The sequence below is a fragment of the Bradyrhizobium sp. PUT101 genome (genome assembly GCF_052043945.1).
Taxonomy (GTDB): domain Bacteria; phylum Pseudomonadota; class Alphaproteobacteria; order Rhizobiales; family Xanthobacteraceae; genus Bradyrhizobium.
On record NZ_CP197207.1, the window covers coordinates 1,672,500 to 1,692,621 of the forward strand.

At 65.6% G+C, this 20,122-nt stretch carries 18 protein-coding genes; 8 read left to right on the forward strand and 10 right to left on the reverse strand.

Annotation, left to right across the window (positions count from 1 at the left end; genetic code table 11):
- The first annotated feature begins 47 nt into the window (after nt 1-47).
- Complete coding sequence (locus ACSHT2_RS08195; RefSeq protein ID WP_440641123.1) at nt 48-1,316, forward strand: serine hydrolase domain-containing protein; 1,269 nt, start codon at nt 48-50, stop codon at nt 1,314-1,316.
- Here ACSHT2_RS08195 and ACSHT2_RS08200 read toward each other — a convergent pair.
- Entirely contained in the window at nt 1,302-3,764 is a 2,463-nt protein-coding gene (locus ACSHT2_RS08200) for a putative bifunctional diguanylate cyclase/phosphodiesterase (protein ID WP_440641124.1), read from the reverse strand. The two genes, ACSHT2_RS08195 and ACSHT2_RS08200, sit on opposite strands and share 15 nt — an antisense overlap.
- Before the next feature lie 1,052 nt (nt 3,765-4,816).
- A complete protein-coding gene (locus ACSHT2_RS08205) occupies nt 4,817-5,677 on the reverse strand; it encodes a LysR family transcriptional regulator (RefSeq protein ID WP_440641125.1) in 861 nt (286 codons plus the stop codon).
- Between the two features lie 101 nt (nt 5,678-5,778).
- Here ACSHT2_RS08205 and ACSHT2_RS08210 point away from each other — a divergent pair, with 101 nt between their 5' ends.
- The gene (locus ACSHT2_RS08210; RefSeq protein WP_440641126.1) at nt 5,779-6,771 is read left to right on the forward strand and encodes a zinc-dependent alcohol dehydrogenase family protein; all 993 of its coding nucleotides are present in this window, start codon (nt 5,779-5,781) and stop codon (nt 6,769-6,771) included.
- Between the two features lie 25 nt (nt 6,772-6,796).
- On the opposite strand, the gene ACSHT2_RS08215 is transcribed toward ACSHT2_RS08210, so the two are convergent.
- Both ACSHT2_RS08215 and ACSHT2_RS08220 read right to left on the reverse strand, forming a co-directional pair.
- Nucleotides 6,797-7,036, reverse strand: a complete 240-nt coding sequence (locus tag ACSHT2_RS08215; RefSeq protein ID WP_239624609.1) for a hypothetical protein — start codon at nt 7,034-7,036, stop codon at nt 6,797-6,799.
- Nucleotides 7,037-7,376: 340 nt separating this feature from the next.
- Entirely contained in the window at nt 7,377-8,450 is a 1,074-nt protein-coding gene (locus ACSHT2_RS08220) for a hypothetical protein (RefSeq protein ID WP_440641127.1), read from the reverse strand.
- A gap of 252 nt (nt 8,451-8,702) precedes the next feature.
- Here ACSHT2_RS08220 and ACSHT2_RS08225 point away from each other — a divergent pair, with 252 nt between their 5' ends.
- On the forward strand, nt 8,703-9,722 hold the full coding sequence (locus ACSHT2_RS08225) for a patatin-like phospholipase family protein (RefSeq protein WP_440641128.1): 1,020 nt from the start codon (nt 8,703-8,705) through the stop codon (nt 9,720-9,722).
- Nucleotides 9,723-9,740: 18 nt separating this feature from the next.
- Here ACSHT2_RS08225 and ACSHT2_RS08230 read toward each other — a convergent pair whose 3' ends face one another.
- Both ACSHT2_RS08230 and ACSHT2_RS08235 read right to left on the reverse strand, forming a co-directional pair.
- Nucleotides 9,741-10,169, reverse strand: coding sequence for a CBS domain-containing protein (locus ACSHT2_RS08230; protein ID WP_440641129.1), 429 nt, complete (start codon nt 10,167-10,169; stop codon nt 9,741-9,743).
- Between the two features lie 191 nt (nt 10,170-10,360).
- Nucleotides 10,361-11,167 carry a rhomboid family intramembrane serine protease gene (locus tag ACSHT2_RS08235; protein ID WP_440641130.1) on the reverse strand — a complete coding sequence of 269 codons (807 nt, stop codon included), beginning with the start codon at nt 11,165-11,167 and terminating at the stop codon, nt 10,361-10,363.
- Nucleotides 11,168-11,619: 452 nt separating this feature from the next.
- Between ACSHT2_RS08235 and ACSHT2_RS08240 the strand changes: the two genes are divergently transcribed.
- A complete protein-coding gene (locus tag ACSHT2_RS08240; protein WP_440641131.1) occupies nt 11,620-12,174 on the forward strand; it encodes a PAS domain-containing protein in 555 nt (184 codons plus the stop codon).
- A 135-nt stretch (nt 12,175-12,309) separates the two neighbouring features.
- On the forward strand, nt 12,310-13,443 hold the full coding sequence (locus tag ACSHT2_RS08245; protein ID WP_440641132.1) for a DJ-1/PfpI family protein: 1,134 nt from the start codon (nt 12,310-12,312) through the stop codon (nt 13,441-13,443).
- Between the two features lie 64 nt (nt 13,444-13,507).
- Here the strand turns inward: ACSHT2_RS08245 and ACSHT2_RS08250 are convergent, their stop codons facing one another.
- Complete coding sequence (locus tag ACSHT2_RS08250) at nt 13,508-13,894, reverse strand: COG4315 family predicted lipoprotein (protein ID WP_440641133.1); 387 nt, start codon at nt 13,892-13,894, stop codon at nt 13,508-13,510.
- Nucleotides 13,895-14,040: 146 nt separating this feature from the next.
- Here ACSHT2_RS08250 and ACSHT2_RS08255 point away from each other — a divergent pair, with 146 nt between their 5' ends.
- Both ACSHT2_RS08255 and ACSHT2_RS08260 read left to right on the forward strand, forming a co-directional pair.
- Nucleotides 14,041-14,547, forward strand: a complete 507-nt coding sequence (locus ACSHT2_RS08255; protein ID WP_440641134.1) for a GNAT family N-acetyltransferase — start codon at nt 14,041-14,043, stop codon at nt 14,545-14,547.
- A 360-nt stretch (nt 14,548-14,907) separates the two neighbouring features.
- Nucleotides 14,908-15,198: a hypothetical protein gene (locus ACSHT2_RS08260; protein WP_440641135.1), complete on the forward strand. Its 291-nt coding sequence runs from the start codon at nt 14,908-14,910 to the stop codon at nt 15,196-15,198.
- 78 nt (nt 15,199-15,276) lie between these two features.
- On the opposite strand, the gene ACSHT2_RS08265 is transcribed toward ACSHT2_RS08260, so the two are convergent.
- Complete coding sequence (locus tag ACSHT2_RS08265; RefSeq protein ID WP_440642797.1) at nt 15,277-17,202, reverse strand: DEAD/DEAH box helicase; 1,926 nt, start codon at nt 17,200-17,202, stop codon at nt 15,277-15,279.
- 836 nt (nt 17,203-18,038) lie between these two features.
- Here ACSHT2_RS08265 and ACSHT2_RS08270 point away from each other — a divergent pair.
- Complete coding sequence (locus ACSHT2_RS08270) at nt 18,039-18,392, forward strand: cupin domain-containing protein (RefSeq protein ID WP_440642798.1); 354 nt, start codon at nt 18,039-18,041, stop codon at nt 18,390-18,392.
- Nucleotides 18,393-18,410: 18 nt separating this feature from the next.
- Here the strand turns inward: ACSHT2_RS08270 and ACSHT2_RS08275 are convergent, their stop codons facing one another.
- Both ACSHT2_RS08275 and ACSHT2_RS08280 read right to left on the reverse strand, forming a co-directional pair.
- Nucleotides 18,411-18,848, reverse strand: a complete 438-nt coding sequence (locus tag ACSHT2_RS08275; protein WP_440641136.1) for a VOC family protein — start codon at nt 18,846-18,848, stop codon at nt 18,411-18,413.
- Nucleotides 18,849-18,957: 109 nt separating this feature from the next.
- Complete coding sequence (locus ACSHT2_RS08280; RefSeq protein WP_440641137.1) at nt 18,958-20,109, reverse strand: zinc-binding dehydrogenase; 1,152 nt, start codon at nt 20,107-20,109, stop codon at nt 18,958-18,960.
- Nucleotides 20,110-20,122 lie beyond the last annotated feature (13 nt).

The following is a 20,122-nucleotide window of genomic DNA, read 5'->3' on the forward strand; positions in this document are numbered from 1 at the left end:
GCCCCAAACGTAGTGCGGCTTTGATCCCGGCGAGGGAGGAAGCCCGGATGCGACGGCGTGAATTTCTTGTCGGGGCCGCAATGCTCGCCGGCTCGATGGTGCGAAGCCGGGCCGGCGATATTCCCGCTCCCTCGTCCGAGGGGCTCGACCGCATCACGGCGTATTTCGACAACGAGGTGACGAGCGGCCGACTGCCGGGCGCGGTGATCCTCATCCAGCAGCACGGCAAGCCGGTCTATCTGAAGACCTTCGGCGTGCGGGACACCAGGACCGGCCTCGCCATGACGCCGGACACGATCTTCGCCATCCACTCCATGACCAAGCCGATCACGTGCCTTGGCGCGATGATGCTGATCGACGAGGGCAAGCTTGCGCTCACCGACCCCGTATCCAAATACGTCCCCCTCTTTGCCAAGACCAAGGTGGGCCTTCAGGTCACCGAGCCAGACGGCAAGCTGGAACTTGACCTCGTGCCGTCGGTCCGTCCCGTCAACATCGAGGATCTGCTGCGGCAAACCTCCGGCATCAGCTACGACTATATCGGAGCCGAATGGGTCGAGCAGGCCTACAAGAAGGCCGACATCTTCGAAGGTCACTTCAACAACAGGGAATTCGCCGACCGGATTGCCAGGCTGCCGCTGGCACGACAGCCTGGAACGCTGTGGCGCTACGGCCATTCCACCGACGTGCTCGGCAGCGTCATCGAGATCGTCTCGGGCCAGACGCTGTATCAATTCCTGAAGCAGCGCATCTTCGACCCGCTCGGCATGAACAGCACCAAATTCGTGCTCGCGACCGAGGACGAGCTTGCGCGGATGGCGCGGCCGCTGCCGAACGATTTCATCCTGCTTGCCGGCGAACGCGAGCGCCTCGACCATCCCGAATGGCAATCCGGCGGCGGAGGCCTGCTCTCGACCATCACCGACTATCAACGCTTCTCGCAAATGCTGCTCAACGGCGGCGAGCTCGCGGGCAGGCGCTACCTCAGCCCGGCCGCGTTCAAGGCCATGACGACCGATCACATCGGGCCGGGCTCCGGCGTCGCACGCGACTATTTCTATTTCCCGGGCGACGGCTTCGGCTATGGCTACGGCCTTGCGGTGCGGACCGATCCCGGCAACGCGAAGCCGCCGCCGCCGGGCTCGCTCGGCGAATTGAAATGGGACTCCGGCAGCGGCACCTATTTCGGCGTCGATCCCAAGCTCGACATGGTCTACCTCATGATGCAACAGACCCAGAACGAACGCAGCCGCATCACGCCCGCGTTCAAGGCGCTTGTCTACGACTGCTACCCGCCCGCACTACGCCGCCCGTGAGGTGCGCTCGCCGAAATCGGCGAGGAGCTTTCCGATCTCGGCCGCGGGCCGCGCGGCGCTGAACAGAAATCCCTGCACCTCGTTGCAGCCTTCGGCGCGCAGCCAGTCGAGCTGATCTTCGGTCTCCACGCCCTCCGCGGTCGTGGTGATGTTGAGGCTGCGGCCGAGCCCGGAGATCGCGCGCACGATCGCGCCGCAGTCGGGCCGCTGCGCCAGATCCTTGACGAAGGAGCGGTCGATCTTGATCTTGTCGAATGGAAAGCTGCGGAGATAGCTCAGGCTGGAATAGCCGGTGCCGAAATCGTCCATGGAAATGCCGACGCCGAGCTCGCGCAACTGATGCAGGATCGCGAGATTGGCATCGGTCTCGGCCAGAAAGATCGACTCCGTGATCTCGAGCTCGAGCCGCGTCGGCGATAGGCCGGACTGCGCCAAGGCCGAGATCACGATCTGAACCAGGTTGCGGCTGCGGAACTGCGCCGGCGACAGATTGACCGCGACCTTGACCTCGGCGGGCCATTTGACGGCCTCGGCACAGGCTTCGCGCAGCACCCACTCGCCGAGCTGGATGATGAGGCCGATATCCTCGGCAACGGGGATGAACTCCGTCGGAGAGATCATGCCTTTGTCCGGGTGGCGCCACCGCAGCAGCGACTCGAAGCCGGAGATGCGGTCGGAGGCGATCGACACCAGCGGCTGATAGTGCAGCTCGAACTCGCCATTGGCGAACGCTCGACGAAGGTCGAGCTCCATGTCGCGGCGCCTCTGCGCCTGGAGGTCCATCTCACGCTCGAAGAAGTGGTGCACGCCACCGCCTTCGGATTTCGCCCGGTACAGCGCCATGTCGGCATTGCGCATCAACTCTTCCGGCGTCGTGCCGTCGCCCGGCGACAGCGCGATGCCGATGCTGGCGCCGATCACCATCTCCTGTCCGTCGAGATCATAAGGAGCCTTCACCATGTCGATCAGCAGGGACGCGCAGGCGCTGGCCTCGTTCGGCGAGACGTCGGCGGCCAGAATGACGGCGAACTCGTCACCGCCGAGCCGCGCCGCGAGATTGGCGCCGCGGACGGCGGTGGTCAGGCGCTCGGCGACCTGCTTCAGCAGGCGGTCGCCCACCGGATGACCGAAGGAATCGTTGATGTTCTTGAACAGGTCGAGATCCATATAGAGCACGCCGACCCGTTTTCCATCGGCCTGCGCCAGCGCCTGCTTCAGGCGCTCCTGGAAGTGTTCGCGGTTCGGCAGGTCGGTCAGCCCGTCATGGTGCGCCATATGGGCGATGCGGGCCTCGGCCTTGCGCCGCTCGGTGATGTCGACCACCGCCACCAGGTAGCCGTCGCGATCGTCGAAGGCGACGCGGCGGCCGAAGGTGAGTACCTCGATCTCGCTGCCGTCGGCGCGCAGATGCCGCCAGTTGCGCGAGGAGTGATAGGCGTCGCCGACGCGCTCCAGCGCCTCGGCGTGGCTGTCCCACTCGTCCTCCGGCCAGATCTCGTGCAGCTTCATGCGCAGGAAGGTGGCGCGGCTGTAGCCGTAATGCTGGACAGCGGCGTCGTTGACGTTGAGGAACGCCTTGGTCTGCGCGTCGAACACCCACATCGGCATCGGGTTATTGTCGAACAGCAGGCGGAACGAGGCATCGCGCCGCTTCAGCGCGGTGACATCGGAGATCGTCAGCGAAACCACGTCGGCGAAGGCGGTGGCGCTGAGCCTGAGGTAGCGTCCCTCGCTCTCGATCTCGAGCTGCTCGCCGCGGCCGCTCAAAACGGCCTTAAACAGGAATTCCATCACCTCGGGCAAGGCCAGCAGCGTGCCGCCCTCGCCGATCCGCCGCCACAACAGGCCTCCGCTCGCAACGTTCAGCAACGCGTCCGCGCTTTTGTTGTGATGCACGACCTGAAGATCGGACGGCTTGCCGCCCGCATCGCGCAGCATCGCCAGGGAGACCACCGCGTCGTCGGTCGAGGAGAAGATCGCGTCGAGGATATTGTATTGCGCGCCGCGCTCGTTGACATAGACGCCGACCAGCGTTGCGCCCCAGCGCGAGGACGTCGGCAGCGCAAGTACGTCGTAGGTCCTGACCATGCCGTCGCGCACGCAATGCGCGCTCGCCTGATGCGGCCGTCCGCTTGCAAGCGCGCACGCCGAAGCTTCCGACAGCGCCGTGGCACAATCGGGCGACAGCTCGGAGACGGGAATGTCCCAGCGTTCCTCGCCGAGCCATTTCTGCACGTAACGTCCGCTGCGCGACAATTCGAGCGCGCCGTCGTTCTTCAGCAGCGCGATGTGGTCGGCTAGCCGTCCGAGGCTGCCGAGCATCACGTCCTCGTAGCGCGGCAGCCGCTCGCCCGGCTTCAACGCCGCATGCCATTTGCGCAGAAACACCGGGATGTCGTCAAACATCTCGGCGGCCGGTTTTTCCGACACCCTCTTCGCGGCATTCATGGCAGTCCCCAACGCACTTTGCCGGCGCATCCAATGCAGACGCGCTTAACGCCGTGTAAAAAGCGCGCAGGCGCGGGTTCCATTCAGCGATTATGACAGTTTTAAGTCGGGCGTTGGTTAGTGGGCGTTAGAGACTATGACAGTTGTGCAAAGGCGATACTCACGTGTGGCGCAACCCGCAACGCGCTGTCGCATGGGCCCCGGCTCTGCAGCGCACCGCTGAAGCGGCGCTGCGCTGCGTCCGGGGCACGAGATGTGATGTTGGGATGCACTGGCTCAGCGCCGTCATTGCGAGTGTAGCGAGACAATCCGGACTGCCGCCGCGGAAAGAATCTGGATTGCTTCGTCGCGAGGGCTCCTCGCAATGACGGAGTTTGGGTAACGGCGTCTTTTTCGATTTGCATCTTCATTGAAGAACATGCGGGCGCATCCTCGCGGCTCATCTCGCCCGAGCTTTGCTTCGTTGTCTCACCCTCATGAAAGAGAGGGCGCAGGGAAGACCGGGAGCCGGTTGGCTCCCATCGACCGCCATGCCAGGAGCAGATTGCGTATGCTTCATGCACAGCGGGTAACAGGGCAACCGGAGACATCCCGGCCTTCCCTGCGCAGTGGTTGGAACGGCTTATGTCGTGCTCTCCCCGGGGAGCGATGCACTATTGCCCCCGTCGCCTTGCGGATGGCTGATGCGCGTGCCCGGTCGGGCAGCACACATCACCGCAAGACTTGGCGCACAGACCCCGGGCGCCAGGACGACACGATTTTGCCGTACGCCGATAACACCGGTCGTGTGCGCGACGCCTCCGCTCACGGTCGCCCGCCCTGCGAAAGCCATTCGCGCCGATGTCACCTGCGTCCACCGCCGCCCGGCCCGCGTTCGTGACGATCGCGATACGCCACTCTTCCTTGGACCGGGTTGCGGCGATACATACGCCGCTTCCGAATTTCGGCAAAGCGGAATATTTTCGGCGACGCGTCTTGACCGATGGTTTAGGTGTTTCGCCTGTCAGGCAACGCAAGGGATTGTAGCCCTGTCGTTGGCTCCGTCCGGGCTGCTACGGGTGCGTGCCCGCCAACCGCTCAATCACCAGATCCAGCAGCGCGCGCAGGCGAGCCAGGCGCTTGAGGTCGCGGTGATAGCCGACGAAGGTATCGCGGCCGGGCGGCGACGTACCGATGTCAAGCGCGACGAGGCGGCGGTCGCGGTCGCCGAGCGGTCGCGGCAGCACCGCCAATCCCCCGCCGCTCGCGCAGAGCTCGGCCTGCGCCTGCCTGTTGTTGCTGCGCGAAGCGACCTCCGCGTTGGGCAACGTGCGCTTCAGCCAGACCGCGTCGGGCATGTCGGCGAATTCGACGTTCATGGTCACGACGCGGACCCCACGCCCGTCGCCGGCGCGCGGCGGCTTGCTGCCCTTCTTGCCATAGAGCGCGTAGGGGATGTGCAGCAGCTTCCTGGAAATAATCTCGGGCTCGCTAAACGACTTGATGCGGAAGACGAGATCGGCTTCGCGGCGCGGCAGGCTGTAGAGGCGCGCATCGGTCAGGAGCTCGACGGTCACCCCCGGATGGCGCTTGCCGAAGGCGGCGATCACCGGAGAGAGCATCACCGTCCCGAACCAGTCCGACGACGACAGGCGCAAAAGGCCGTCGAGCTGCGTCTCCGCGCCGGAGGCGTGACGTTGAAGCGCGAGCGCTTCCTCCTCGATCCGCTCGGCGTGGCGCAGCACCGCGGTGCCCTCGTCAGTGAGGACAAAGCCGTCGGCGGTCCGCTGGAAGAGCGTCTGTCCCAACGCCTGTTCGAGCGCGCGAAGCCGCCGGCCCATGGTCGGCTGGGTCTGGCCGATCTTTCGCGCCGCAGCCCCGAGCGTGCCTTCGCGCGCGATCGCCAGGAAGATGCGCAGATCGCTCCAGTCCATCGGATGCCTCATGCAATAATGCACAGTGATCGTACATCGTCGTTGCTTTCCATGCAAAAATTTATGGGCATATTGGGGGGAACAACCGGAGCAGAACGATCATGACCAAACGATCGACAATGCGTGCAGCCGTGCTGGAGGCGCACAACGCGCCGCTGCGGCTCTCAACCATCTCCACGCCCGGAATCGGCCCGCGCGAGGTGCTGGTCAGGGTGCGCGCGAGCGGGGTCAATCCGCTCGACACCAAGATCCATGCCGGCGCGGCGCCGCATGCGCGGCATCCGCTGCCTGCAATTGCCGGGATCGATCTCGCAGGCGTGGTCGAGCAGGCTGGACACGAGGTGACGCGGTTCAAGCCGGGCGATGAAGTCTATGGCATGACCGGAGGCGTCGGCGGCGTGCAGGGATCGCTGGCCGAGTTCGCCGCTGTCGATGCCGACCTGCTGGCGCAGAAGCCCGCCAATCTCAGCATGCGGGAAGCGGCAGCCCTGCCCCTGATCTTCATCACGGCCTGGGAAGGCCTGATCGACCGCGCGTCGCTGGAGGCCGGCCAGAAGGTGTTGATTCATGGCGGCGCCGGCGGCGTCGGCCATGTCGCGATCCAGATCGCGCGCGCTTTCGGAGCGGACGTGTTCGCAGCCGGCTCGGCGGCGCAGCGCGCCACGATCGAAGGTTTTGGCGCGGTGTTCATCGACCGCAACACCCCGGTCGAAACCTATGTTGCGCAGCATACCGGCGGCCGCGGCTTCGATGTCGTCTACGACACCGTCGGCGGCAAGGTCCTCGACGCCTCCTTTGAAGCGGTGCGTCGCTTCGGCCATGTGGTGAGTGCGCTCGGCTGGGGGACGCACGCGCTTGCGCCGCTGTCGTTCCGCGCCGCAACATATTCCGGCGTGTTCACGCTGCTGCCGCTGCTGTCGGGCGAAGGGCGCGCGCATCATGGGGAGATCATGATGGAGGCGACGCGCCTGGTGGAGGCGGGCAAGTTGGTGCCGATGCTCGATCCCAGGCGTTTTACGCTGGAGAATGTCGGCAACGCCTATGTGCTGATCCGCGATCACGCGGCGAAGGGCAAGCTGGTCGTCGATGTCTAGGCGAGCCCGTAGCCCGTTGGTTCCGCTAGTCCTCGCTGGACGCGGCGGAGCGGTTGCGCAGATAGGCCTGCGACAACAGAAAGAACAACGCGCGCTCGCCTTGATATTTGGCAGACGGCCGGGTGCGCTCGAAACCATCGGCAAATATCTTGCCGGACTGGTCGCACACCTGCCACCGCCAGCCAAACCGCTTGCGCCTGGTAAGGATCACTTCGAACATGCCGACGGGCTTGGTCCCTGCTCCTTGCCGGTCTCGCAGACGCACAAGTCTGCTCCGGCTACCCCCATTAGATGGATGCCCGACATATAACCCAGCGCGGTGGAAAGAGAATAAAATTGATGATCGGAAATTCGTATCGCCCACCGGAGTGTGATGAAGCCGCAGGTGCGGGAATAAGCCCTGATCAGCGGTGTTTCCTCCGCCCCAAGGGGCCCTTTGGCGAAACAACGGGCGTGGCAAAGAGCCGGTTGCTCCCAGCACCCAGAACGGACCTGGCGGCAAAACGGACTTGGCGGTAACGAGAGATGCATGTCCGTGCGCTGGATGAGAACGATCGCGCGGTGCGTCGAGTCAGGCGCCTGCTGCAGGCACCGCCGCCCGGGCTCTACCGCGCGACGACTTCGACTTCGCCGTCGACGCCGTTGACGACGTTGAAGCCGCGCTCGTAGACCTTGCCCTCGTTCTTGGCGATGGCGCGGTATTCGCCTTCGGAGAGCACGACGCGCGGGAACGCGCCGATCGATTCCTTGATGACGTCGCCGCCCGGGGTCAGCACCGACCAGGCGGTGTTGGCGAGCGCCTCGCCGCCCCTGTCGCTGACCAGCTTGAGGGTGATGACCGCAGCGCGGTGGGTGATGGTGACGTCGGTGAGCTTGCCGGCCTGGACGCGGATGTCCGAGCGCACCACCGAATTGGCGTCGCCGTAGTTGGAGACGATGTAATAGGTGCCCTCCGGAATCAGCACGACGTCACCGGCGGCGACGTTCGGCACCAGCGAGGCGCGCTCGCCGGACTCGAACTGGCTGCCCTTGTAGATCGCGAACGAGATCTGGTTCTGCGGAATGCGGCTGGTGCCGACGCGGCCCTCGATGCGCAGGCCGCCGGCCGGCAGCACGAAGGATTCGCGGTCGGTCTCGGCCTTCAGGCTGACGGTGCGCACCGCGCTGACGAGGCCGAAGGCGACGTGCACGACGTAATTGCCCGGCGGCAGCACGATGTTGGGCGCGGCGTTGCGGTCCTCGCGGATCAGCTTGAAGGTGCCGTTCTCGTCGGGACGGTCGGTGAACACGCGCCAGACCAGGCCACTGGTAATGGGGGCTGAATCCTTGCCGTATTTCGCGGTCAGCGACAGCACGCCCTGTCCGGGCACGGCCGCGTTCAGCGGGGCGGCCGGCGGCACGGTCGTGACCGCGGGCGGCGGCATGCTGGGCGTAGCGGGCTGCATCAGGGTCGGCGGCAGGCTCGGAGGTCCCGCGCCCGGCCCGGAGGGCGGTGCCAGGCTGACGGCGCCGCCGGGGTCGGGCACCGATGCCGGCGGCACCGGCGGCGGACGATCGGAGAAAAGCTGCGCCTGCGCAGTATTTTGGCCTGAGGTAACGAAGCACGCGGCAAGGATCAGCGCCGGCAGCAGCCTGCCGCTGCGCCGCCATCCGATGATGCCGTCACCCCCGCGTGTCATGCCCCCTGCTTTCACCGAAAACGCGGCAAATTCAAGCCTCTGAAACCCCAGCAAATACGGCCCGCCCCGCGCACGATCGCTGGAACCCGATTGACGCTTACGTGATTACCCCAGAGCCGACCATCCCTCGCCATACTCCTGCCCCGTGCCCTTCGCAAAGCGGCATAAACCATGCTTCACCCCTGATATGGCGGAGCGCAAGAGCGGTGCCTAGTCTGGTGTGCGGGCGGGCCTCGGCGTAGGAGGGTTTCGGTGCTGGACAGATTGAAGGGTCGAGGCTCCAATGGCGAGAAAGTGGGGCTCGGCAGCATTCGCCGGCCGGTCATCGGCCTTGCCCTCGGCGGCGGCGCGGCGCGCGGCTTCGCCCATATCGGCATCATCAGGACCCTGCTCGCCAACGGCATCGTGCCTGACGTCGTGGTCGGCACCTCGATCGGCGCCGTGGTCGGCGGCCTCTATGCGGCCGGCCAGCTCGACACGCTGGAAGAATGGGGCCGCAGCCTGCAAGGCATGCGCAACATCCTCGGCTATCTCGACATCCGCCTCAACGGCTCCGGGCTGATCGGCGGCGAGAAGCTCGCAATCCGGCTCGAGGAGGCCTGCGGCCAAACCCAGATCGAGGACCTTCCGATCAAGTTCGCGGCCGTGGCGACCGAGGTCCGCACCGGCCACGAGATCTGGCTGACGCGCGGCCGCGTGGTCAACGCGATGCGCGCCTCCTATGCGCTGCCCGGCATTTTCGCGCCGGTGCTGATCGGCGACCGCTGGCTGGTCGACGGCGCGCTGGTCAATCCGGTGCCGGTTTCGGCCGCCCGTGCGCTCGGTGCCGAAATCGTCATCGCCGCAAACCTTTCCAGCGACATCTTCACCCATTCCACGACGATCTATTCGCACGGCGCGATGCCGGAGACGGTGGCGCCCGTGGCCGGGGAGACGACGGTCAAGCGGCGCTTTCCGCGGTTGTTCTCGCCGGAGAAAACCGTCAAGCGCGAGTTCTTCGGCGGCGGCGGCCGGCCCGGCATCTCCTCGGTGATGGTCGATGCCTTCAACATCATGCAGGACCGCATCACCCGCGCCCGTCTTGCCGGCGATCCGCCTGACATGCTGATCACGCCGCGGGTCGGCCAGATCGGCTGGTTCGACTTCCACCGCGCCGATGACCTCATCGCCTTCGGCACCCGCGCAGCCGAGCGCGCGCTGGATTCGATCCAGGAGGCCATCCATGTGCTGGCGCCGGCGCCCGAGGGCACCGCGCCGAAAGCACAGGAATGAGGCCAGCTATGAGGCCGGTCAGGCCGTCTTGATGTAGTCGCGCAGGGCTTCCTGCTCCGACTCGTATTCCTGGACCCGGCGCTTGACGATGTCGCCGATCGAGATCAGGCCGACCACCTTGCCGTTGTCGATCACGGGCAGATGGCGGAACTTGCCCGACGTCATCATCTCCATGAGCTCGGCCACGGTGTCGGTCTCCTTGCAGGTCACGACCTTGCGCGTCATGACCTCTGAGACCGGGGCCTCCAGCACGCCGGCGCCGCGCTCTCCGAGCACGCGCACAATGTCGCGCTCCGACAGGATGCCCTCGAGCCGGCTCTGGTTCATCACCAGCACCGCGCCGATCTTCTTCTCACCGAGCAGCTTGATCGTGGCGGCCAGCTTGGCGTCGGGCTCGACGCTCACGATCTGGTGCCCCTTGGTGTTCAGAATGGAACGTACCGTCATTGCAGCCTCCCTGAATCGGAGCCGTCCGCCCTTGAGGCGATCCGCACTTGTTCTTCGAGTCTTCAACTAACAGTTTTGGCGCCGGTTTCACGCTCAGGCGCGTTGCGAAGCATCGCCGCTGTCAGCTTGCGGCTTCGGAACATTGTTCTCGGGGATGATGGATGAATTCGGGCCGCGCCGCAAGCGCCGCTTCAAATACGGTTTGAAATGTCCTGTGATGACGCATCCGCAGCATCGCTTCGGACGCGCGGCACGGGATCGAACAGTGCGAACAGCAACAGGCCGGCAAAGAAGCCGCCGATATGCGCCTGCCAGGCGACGCTCGTGGTTTCGGAATCGATCCCGATCGCGCCGACGCCGAAGATGATGTTGACGCCGAACCAAACGCTGAGGAAGCCGATCACCCGCCCGTCGCGGAGCGCGCGCGACAGCGGCAGCGCCGGAACTCTTGCGGCGGTATCGGCGTCCGAGCGGCTGAACGACAGGAAGCTGCCGCGGACGAAGGCGAAGCGGATTGCGGCTGCCATCGCGCCCGACACCGAGGCCGAGGCGCCGATCATCGGGGCCACCGCATGCTCGTGGGTGACGAGATGGGCGAGCGCGCCGGCCGCCGCCGTCACCGCCAGGAAGACGAAGAACCTGACCGCGCCGAAGCGCCGCGCCAGCGCGCTGCCGAACGGCAGCAGCCACAGCACGTTGAAGCCGAGATGGGTCAGATTGGCGTGCAGCAGCGAATAGGTGACGAAAGTCCAGACCTTCGCACCCGCCCCGCCCGGGATCTGCAAATTGAGCAGCGAGGAATCGTAGCGCTTCGGGATGAAGCCGAACACGTCGATGGTCCAGTTCTCGAGCTCCGGCGGCAGCAGCACCCGCAGATGGATCACCGCCAAAAGCAGGATATAGGCGGTCAGCGCCGCGGGCAGCGTCAGGATCGGCTCGCGCGGAGCCTCCTCGACGACGGCGGGCACGTCCGGTGACGAATCTTGCGGGGAATCCAAGGCAGCTTCGCTTTCAGGCGCGATCGGAGCGGTAGGCTTGGAGATAGTCGCCTTTACCGTCCCTGCGCAAGTGCACAAACGGAAAAGGCAGGGCCCTGGGAAGCCCTGCCTGTCCGTGTCGGTCTTCCGGTGGCCGAGAGATAAGGAGTATCCCCACCCCTCCCCGCGGCCCGTGACCAAACTGTTTGACGCCCTGTGTACAGGCCTTGCCGAGAACCTGGAGAAAGCGGCGAGGCTTGCGATCGCGGTCACCATAGCAGGCGCGCGGCCGGCACAAAGCGCATAGTTAATTTAACGTTAACGACGCAAAGGCAGGCACAAGAGGGCCGAAATCGCCGCTGCGGCATGGACGCTGCAAATCCCCTCCTGCACAACAAGAGAAGGGATCGCGGGTGCACTGAAGCGGGACAGGTTTGTCCCGTGAGGTGGCGCCCCCGGGCGAGCGTTCAATCATGAAACATCCGTCGAGCCGCGCGTTCTTCGCGTATTGGAACGAGAAGCGCGGCACTGCGCGAGCCCCTGACCGGGCCGACATCGACCCGGCTGCGGTCCGCGGCCTGCTCGGCGACATCTTCGTGCTGTCCTGCGAGCCGAACCTCGGTTTCCCGTTTCGCGTCGCCGGCACGCGCGTCTGCGCGCTCGCAGGAACAGACCTCAAGGACCAGAGCTTCGCGGCGTTGTTCGCCGATGCGAGCCGCATCGAGATCGAGGAGATTGCGACAATCGTCGCCGACGAGACGCTCGGCGCGATCGCCGGCATCAGCGCGGTGCGCGAGGACGGCAGCAGGGCGCATCTCGAACTGCTGCTGCTCCCCTTCAACGCCCGCCCGCACACGCCGGTGAGCGTGACAGGCGTGCTCGCGCCGTTCGACGACGAATGCGGCTCGCTCTCCGCCTTCACCCTCACCTCCTGGCGCTATCTGCACCAGCCGGAGAAACTCCTGCCGCGCGCCATCCGCAAATTGCAGATCGCACGCGGGCTGATGGTGTATGAGGGCCTGAGATAGTCTCCGCCGCGCGACGCGCGACACATCAACGCGCATGCGGATGGCCGTTTTTGCTGGATCTGCGTCATTCCTGACGTCGTTGCCAACGGTTAGCTTCCGCCTCGCGTGAAGCAACGAGGATCGGGTGACATCATCATGATAGGGCGCATTCTGACGTTGAGCGGCGTCGGCTGCGTGGCACTGCTGGCGGCGATCGGCGGAACCTGGCTGTTCCTGCTGCCTGGATCGCCGGCCCAGGGAACCGCGCCTGCGATATCCAAAGACGAGACCGAGGCAACGCTTGCGGCGTTGAAACCGCCAAAGCGCAAACGTCCCCTGATCGCGATCGTCGGTATCAACGACATGACCGAGACCACCGACTATCTGATGCCGTACGGCATCCTCGCGCGCGCCGATGTCGCCGACGTCCTCACATTGGGAACGCAGCCCGGACCCGTCGCACTCTATCCCGCGTTGAAGGTGCAGCCGCACGCGACGATCGCCGAGTTCGACGCCGCGCATCCCGACGGCGCGGATTACGTCATCGTGCCGGCGATGAGCCGCGAAGACGATGCCGTGGCCCTGCAGTGGATCAAGAGCCAGGCCAGCAAGGGCGCGATCGTGATCGGCGTCTGCGTCGGCGCCAAGGTCGTTGCCAATACCGGACTGCTTGACGGCCGCCAGGCCACCACGCACTGGTATTCCGTGCGCGATCTGCAAAAGCATCCCGCGATCCGCTATGTCGCGGACCGCAGGCTGGTGGTCGACCGCGGCGTCGCGACGACGACCGGCATCACCGCGTCCATGCCGATGGCCCTGACCCTGGTCGAGGCCATTGCCGGCCGCGCCAAGGCGCTAGCCGTCGCCAGCGACATCGGACTTGCGGAATGGGATGCGCGCCACCGCAGCGAGGCCTTCCGGTTCACACGCCCCTTTGCGCTGACGGCGATCGCCAACACGCTCGCATTCTGGAACCGCGAGCAACTCGGAATCGCGCTGACGCATGATATCGACGAGGTGTCACTTGCGCTGATCGCCGATGCTTGGTCGCGCACCTACCGCTCGCACGCCATCACCTTCGCCGCCACGGCAGAGGCGCGGACAAGCCGCAGCGGCCTCCGCATCCTGCCGGACAGGATCGCGGCCGACTGGCCGACACAGCAGACGCCGCCGGCCGCCGTCGACCTGCCGCCGGCGCGAGCGCTGGACCAGACGCTGCAATCCATCGATGCGCGCTACGGGCCGCGCACGGCCGACTTCGTCGCGATGCAGCTCGAATATCCGAGATAACGGCGCGGCAATACGTCGGCTGTCGCGTGCAACGGCCGACGCACCGTGTTTGCGCAGAGCGCCGTTACGGCGTCGCCAGATGCCAGGCGCCGTTCAAGAAGCCGTCGCCGGTGATGTCGCCGGGCTTCTGGTCCTTGGCGAAGGTGTAGAGCGGCTTGCCCTTGTAGGCCCATTGCCTGGAGCCGTCGTCGCGCGTGATGATGGTGTAGCCGTCACCGGCGGCGTCGCCCGCCTCGGCCTTCAGCACCGGCCAGTTCGTCGCACATGGACCGTTGCAGGCCGACTTGCCGCCCGCATCCTTGTCGAAAGTGTAGAGCGTCATGCCCTTGGCATCGGTAAGCACACTGCCCTTCTCGGTCTTGCCCGTCTTGGTCGGCGGTGCGGCCAAGGCGGCGGGAACGATCGCGAGCGATATTGCCAGCGCGAGCGCGAGGCGGATCGAGGACGTCATGATATCTCCTGTCATGCAATTGGCTTGCATGGGTTAGGACGCCGCGCGCGGCCTCGTATTCCTCGGATGGCCGGAAGATTTTTTTCGCTGCGCGCATCAACGCAGCGGAATAAACTGAGCCAACCGAGACGGAACGACAAAGTGACATGAGCAAGCCGCATTGGCGTCCAGCGCACCCATCCGATCTGCCCGCGATCGGCGCCATCGCGGCGCGGATCCATCCTGAGCTTCCGGAAGGCCCCGAGGTGTTCGCGGAGAAGATGCGGCTCTATCCCGACGGATGCCGCGTGCTTGTCGCCGGCGATGAGATCGCCGGCTACGGGCTCGCGCATCCCTGGAAGCAGCATCAGATCCCGCCGCTCGATCGTTTCCTGGAACGACTCCCAGGAGATGCAGACTGTCTCTACGTGCACGATATCGCCGTGCTGCCAGATCGGCGCGGCGGCGTTGCGCGCGCCTATATGACCGCCATCGCGGAGCTGGCGCGCGCATCCGGCATCGCGACGCTCGCGCTGGTCTCGGTCTACACCACGCGGCCGTTGTGGGAACGTCTCGGCTTCCGTCCCGTGGCGGCAGATGCGGCGCTGCGCGCGAAGCTAGCCTCCTACGGAGAAGGCGCGACCTATATGTTGCGCGACCTCGCTGCGACGTAACGTCCCTCCCCGACCGCCCCCGGCTCACGCAGGGCAATTGCATATGGATTTCGCGAGGACCGCGCGGGCTTGCTCCGCCTCTCCCGCTTGCAGAGCGCGGCGGGTGAGGGCTCTCACCACACAGGGACATCCTCCGCAATTCTCGACAATCCCGACGCGGAGACACCCCCACCCCAGCCCTCCCCCGCAAGCGGGAGAGGGAGCCCACCGCCGATGCTGCCGCATCGTGCACGTCATATGCGATTGCCCTGCCGGCTCACGCGGGCGTGAAACCGCTTCCTCGAACCGAGTCAGATCAGCCTCCGTCGAAGGTGTGTGCGAGCCCTTCCGGTCTCGCCGAACCGAGGCTGGAGAATATCCATGAAGCTCACATTGTCGAAAGTTGCTTTAATTGCCTGCGTCGGGACGGTCGCGTTGACCGCGACCAGCGCCAACGCGGCGCAGTACCGGACCTATGGCTGCGACACCGCCTTCTTCGAAGGCTGCGGCTTCCTGATCGAGACACCGAACGTGGGCAGAAAACCCACGACAGTAATCCATCGCGACACCTCGCCCACCTACATGAAGCAGGCCGATCCCCGCTACAGCTCGTCGATGCGCGATGGCGGTGGCGGTGGCGGTGGCGGAGGTGGTGGCGGCGGAGGCCGCTGAACCCACACTTGGCCTTTCAGATGATGTCGCCGGTGCAATCCGGCGGCATCATTGCCGTCATCGCCGAACGGCAGAAGCTCAACCTCGCCGCTTCTTGTTTGCCTTCTTTCCCGACGCGCCCTTCACCGGCCACGGCGTGACCGCCGGCTCTGCGTGGCCCGGCCTGTTCTTGTGCTTCTTCTTTCCGACAGAAGAAGCATCGCCGAAATTCGGCGCGCGCTCGCCGTGAGCTTTGCTGCGTGGCTTGAATCCACTTGCCTCGCGCGGGCGATCGTCGCGCCGTTCACGATGCTCGCCGGCCTCGCGTCGGGGCGCGCGAGAGCGCTCCTCCGAAGCTTCCGGCCGGCGCGGCGCGTCCGCCATCGGCTCGATGCGGATGCTGTCTTCCTTGTCCGGACGCTTGACCTTGGCAGCGAACGACTCCGCGACCCGCTCGGAAATCTCGAACTCGGTGGTGGTGTCCATGATCCTGATAGCGCCGATATCGTGCTTGTCGATGCCGCCGCGGCGGCAGATCATCGGCAGCAGCCAGCGCGCCTCCGCGTTCTTGCGTCGTCCGATCGCGGCGCGGAACCAGACGCTGCCCTCCGCCATGCCGTGCTTCGACGACGATTTCCCCGGCTTGGATCGGGGCTTGTCTTGCCGGTCGCCGCTGTCCGCACCTTGAGGTTTGTCGCGACCGCGATCGTCGCGCGTCCGGCCGCTTCGCTCGCCGGGATCGATGATGTCCTCGGGCGACGGCAGCCGCGCGCGGTAAAGCCGCGCGAGCGCGGCGGCGATATCCTCGGGCGGGCGCTCGGCCAATAGCGCCTGCGCCAGCACCAGATCGTCGGCCGTCGTCTCCTCGGTGAACAGCACGTCCTTCATGCGCTCATGATCGAGCTTGCGGATTTCATCCGCCTGCGGCGCGGTACCCCAGACCGCGTCCACCCCTGCGAGATTCAGCAGCAGCTCCGCGCGCCGCCGACGTGCGGGCGGCACCAGGAGGACGCTGGTCCCCTTGCGGCCCGCGCGCCCGGTGCGGCCGGAGCGATGCTGCATCACCTCGGCGTCGTTGGGCAGATCGGCATGAATGACGAGGTCGAGGCTCGGCAGATCGATGCCGCGGGCGGCGACGTCGGTCGCCACGCAGACGCGGGCGCGCCCGTCGCGCAGCGACTGGAGCGCCAGGGTGCGCTCGTTCTGCGTCAATTCGCCGGAGAGAGCGACGACCGAAAAGCCGCGCTCCAGCAGCGCCGCCTGCAAATGCCTGACGGCATCGCGCGTGCTGCAGAACACCAGCGCGCTCGGCGCCTCGTAGAAGCGCAGCACGTTGACGACGGCGTGCTCGACGTCGGCGGGCGCGATGCGGATCGCGCGATACTCGATATCGGCGTGACCGCCTTCGTCGCCGGCGACTTCGATCCGGAAGGCATCGCGCTGATACTGCCTGGCCAGCGCGACGATGCCGCGTGGAAACGTCGCCGAGAACATCAGGGTGCGGCGCGTCTCCGGCGTGGTCTCGAGAATGAATTCCATGTCCTCGCGAAAGCCGAGATTGAGCATCTCGTCGGCCTCGTCGAGCACGACGGCGGCGAGTTCGGAGATGTCGAGACGGCCGCGCCGCAAATGATCGCACAGCCGCCCGGGCGTGCCGACGACAATGTGCGCGCCTGCCGCCAGCTCGCGCTGCTCGCGCCGCGGATCCATGCCGCCGACACAGGAGACGACGCGCCCGCCTGTATGCCCGTAGAGCCAGGCCAGCTCGCGCTGAACCTGAAGCGCGAGCTCGCGGGTCGGCGCCACGATCAGGGCGAGCGGCGCTGCCGCGGGTCCGAACTGCTCGGCGTCATCAAGAAGATTTTTCGCGATGGCCAATCCGTAGGCGACCGTCTTGCCGGAGCCGGTCTGGGCCGACACCAGAAGGTCACGGCCGCTGGCTTCGTGGGCAAGCACGGCGAGCTGGACGGGGGTCAGTGAATCATAGTTCCGCTCGGCCAAAGCGCGGGCGAGCGGCGGGGTCAGGGCCGGAAGGGACACGAGATGGAGAACCTTGGTTGATTCAGGCGCGGAGCGGTGATCCGGCGGACCTGAGCTGCATGCACGGCGAACGGCCTGGCCGCACGCTGGCGATTTGATCTGGGCGCTCTTTACGCCAAGCGCCGGCAAATCGCCATGCCTATGTTGCATGGCTTGACGGAAAGAGCCGCTCCTTAAGGTTGCATCAGACTCTTGCAGCCACCTCCATTAACCTGAGACCGACCGGATTCTCATGGGAATGACCGCGTGACGCCCTCCGTCAAACGCAGCTGCGGCGACTGCACGCTCTGCTGCAAGATGATGGCCATCGAGGCGCTGGCCACGCCGCAAATGCCTGGTGCCGGCACTGCAAGCCCGGCCGCGGCTGCGCGATCTACGCCGCGCGGCCAGGTGAATGCCAGGACTTCGCCTGCCTGTGGCTGGTCAACGATCTCATCGACGAACGATGGAAGCCGAGCCGGTCGAAACTCGTCCTGACAACGTCAGAGGATGGCATCGAAGTCCGCTGCGACTCGGGCTCTCCCAACGCCTGGCGCAGGGAGCCCTACGCCGGCGACATCCGCGCATGGGCGGCAGAGGGCGAGCGCAACGACATGACGGTGGTGGTGATCGTCGGCAAGCGCTCGATCCTCGTCACGCCGGATCGCGAGTTCGATCTCGGGATGGTGGGACCGGACGAGCGGATCGTACGGGAGCTCGAGGGTACGAAGGTGGTGGGCGCGAGGGTGGTGAAGGAGTGCGATCGGCTGGATGCGAGCCCTTGTCGCATCGGCAATTCGATCCCAAATCGAGCCTCACGGAACAACAAAACCGGGGGATACATGGCCGACGGAATATCTCTTGCCGACAAGCTCGCGACCTTTGGCGATTTCTGGTCGCCGCGCACGGTCACGACCTTCAACGATTGCGACGTGATGGTGGTGAAGGTGAAGGGCGAGTTCACCTGGCACAAGCACGACGACACCGACGATTTCTTTCTCGTGCTCAAGGGCACTCTGGACATCGAACTGCGGGATCGGACGGTGACGCTCGGTCCGGGCGAACTCTACGTCGTCCCCAAAGGCGTTGAACATCGCCCGGTGGCTCGCGAGGAGGTTCATCTTCTGCTGATCGAGCCGACCGGGACGCCGAACACCGGCGACAAGGCAACCGCGGCGGCGCGCAAGCTCGCATAGAGGGCCACTGGCTCGGCGTCATCGTTCGTGCGCTCGGATCTCCGCGTACACCTCCAGCAGATTGCCGTCGGGATCTCGGAAGAACAGCGTACGATGACCGAAGGACTGGTCCGTCGGCGGCGACAGCAGCGCCACGCCTTGCCGCAGGAGTTCATCGGCGCATTGGTCGACCTCGGCGGCGGAGACCTTGAAGGCCAGTTGCAGCGAGGCGCTGCCTGCCGGGATCGGCGCATCGGAGGCAGTCCGGCTCGGCCTCGCCAAGGCCAGCGTGTTGCTGCCCAAGCCGTATTCGATCCAGTTCGGCGACAGCTCGCGCAGCAGAGGGAACGCGAGGACATCCTCATAGAAGCGGCGCATCGCCGCCATGTCGCGCACGAAGATGACGGTGTAGTCGATCGCGCGGATGGCGCTGAAGGGAGAGCGTCGGTTCGGGTAGGCAGTCTCTTCGTTTGTCATTTCGTCGCTCAATCCAAACTCCGACGCGTAGCCCGGATGAGCGAAGCGACATGCGGGAAATCATCAGCAGGCCCCCGGATATTGCTTCGCTCATCCGGGCTACACGTCTTCACTCCACCAGCTCCGGCCACGGCACGATGGTCGACTTCACCGTTTTCATCGCCATCGCATCCCTCACCGCCTGCGCTACGCCCTCTTCCGTGAACGGATAGATCGTCTGCATCTTCAGCCACGGATATTTGCCGGCCGTGCGGTAGAGCATGTCCACGCCGAGCGGCAGATCGTTGCCGGTAAAACCCCAGGATCCCAGCACGTTGAGATCCTTGGTGCAAATGCGGTGCCATGACGTGTCGATCGAGCCGGCGTCGGTGAACTGGCCCATCTCGACATAGGTGCCGCCGTCGCGCAGCATCTCGACGCCTTCGGGGCCGGCGGTGGGATGACCCGAGCAGTCCATCACGAGATCGGCGCCGAAGCCGCCGACGATTTTCCGCACGCGATCGATGCGCTCCTGCGGCGACTTCAGCTCCTCGATGTTCACCGTCGCCTCCGCACCGAACTCGCGCGCCAGCTTGAGCCGCGGCTCCTCGGGCGCGCCGACGCAGATGACGCGCCCTGCTCCCATCTCCCGTGCGGCTGCTACGGCGAGAATGCCGATCGGGCCGGAGCCCTGGATCACCACGGTGTCGCCCCAGCTGAAGCCGCCGGCGCGGGTCGCGCGATTGAAGGCGCGGATGCAGGAGGTCAGCGGCTCGGACAACGCCCCGAGCCGCAGCGACATGTCATCGGGCAGCTTGTAGATCTTGGTGCCCGGCAGCATGTCGAGGTCGACATAGACATATTCGGCCCAGCCGCCCCACATGTGCGGCGCCTTGTCGAAGCCGAGATAGCGGCCGTAATAGACCGGGGTCAGGCACTTGTTCGCGGTCTGCGGATAGTGGATGCAGTAGTAGCAGCGGCCGCAGGGCATCAGCGGCGGGATCATCACCTTCGAGCCGACCTTGAGCGGCTTGCTCATGAAGTCCTCGGTGAACTCATCGCCGCATTCGACGATGACACCGCCGAGTTCGTGACCCAGCGTGAACGGCCACGGCAACGGCTTCGGCCAATGTCCCTTCAGGATATGCAGATCAGTGCCGCAGACCCCGCAGGCACCGACCTTGATCAGCGCGGCCTTGCGGCCGACCTTCGGCCACGGCACGGTGCGGATGACGGGTTCTGAGCCGGGACCAGCGTGAGTGCAGACGCGGATTTGGTCCATGATGGTTTCCTCG

Bases quoted from the DNA above. Each gene is read 5' to 3' on its own strand.
- ACSHT2_RS08220 (WP_440641127.1), bottom strand. From the start codon at position 8,450: ATGACACGCGGGGGTGACGGCATCATCGGATGGCGGCGCAGCGGCAGG.
- ACSHT2_RS08200 (WP_440641124.1), bottom strand. From the start codon at position 3,764: ATGAATGCCGCGAAGAGGGTGTCGGAAAAACCGGCCGCCGAGATGTTT.
- ACSHT2_RS08195 (WP_440641123.1), top strand. From the start codon at position 48: ATGCGACGGCGTGAATTTCTTGTCGGGGCCGCAATGCTCGCCGGCTCG.
- ACSHT2_RS08255 (WP_440641134.1), top strand. From the start codon at position 14,041: ATGAGCAAGCCGCATTGGCGTCCAGCGCACCCATCCGATCTGCCCGCG.
- ACSHT2_RS08230 (WP_440641129.1), bottom strand. From the start codon at position 10,169: ATGACGGTACGTTCCATTCTGAACACCAAGGGGCACCAGATCGTGAGC.
- ACSHT2_RS08210 (WP_440641126.1), top strand. From the start codon at position 5,779: ATGACCAAACGATCGACAATGCGTGCAGCCGTGCTGGAGGCGCACAAC.
- ACSHT2_RS08275 (WP_440641136.1), bottom strand. From the start codon at position 18,848: ATGACAAACGAAGAGACTGCCTACCCGAACCGACGCTCTCCCTTCAGC.
- ACSHT2_RS08270 (WP_440642798.1), top strand. From the start codon at position 18,039: ATGGCCGACGGAATATCTCTTGCCGACAAGCTCGCGACCTTTGGCGAT.
- ACSHT2_RS08260 (WP_440641135.1), top strand. From the start codon at position 14,908: ATGAAGCTCACATTGTCGAAAGTTGCTTTAATTGCCTGCGTCGGGACG.
- ACSHT2_RS08245 (WP_440641132.1), top strand. From the start codon at position 12,310: ATGATAGGGCGCATTCTGACGTTGAGCGGCGTCGGCTGCGTGGCACTG.
- ACSHT2_RS08280 (WP_440641137.1), bottom strand. From the start codon at position 20,109: ATGGACCAAATCCGCGTCTGCACTCACGCTGGTCCCGGCTCAGAACCC.
- ACSHT2_RS08240 (WP_440641131.1), top strand. From the start codon at position 11,620: ATGAAACATCCGTCGAGCCGCGCGTTCTTCGCGTATTGGAACGAGAAG.
- ACSHT2_RS08250 (WP_440641133.1), bottom strand. From the start codon at position 13,894: ATGACGTCCTCGATCCGCCTCGCGCTCGCGCTGGCAATATCGCTCGCG.
- ACSHT2_RS08205 (WP_440641125.1), bottom strand. From the start codon at position 5,677: ATGGACTGGAGCGATCTGCGCATCTTCCTGGCGATCGCGCGCGAAGGC.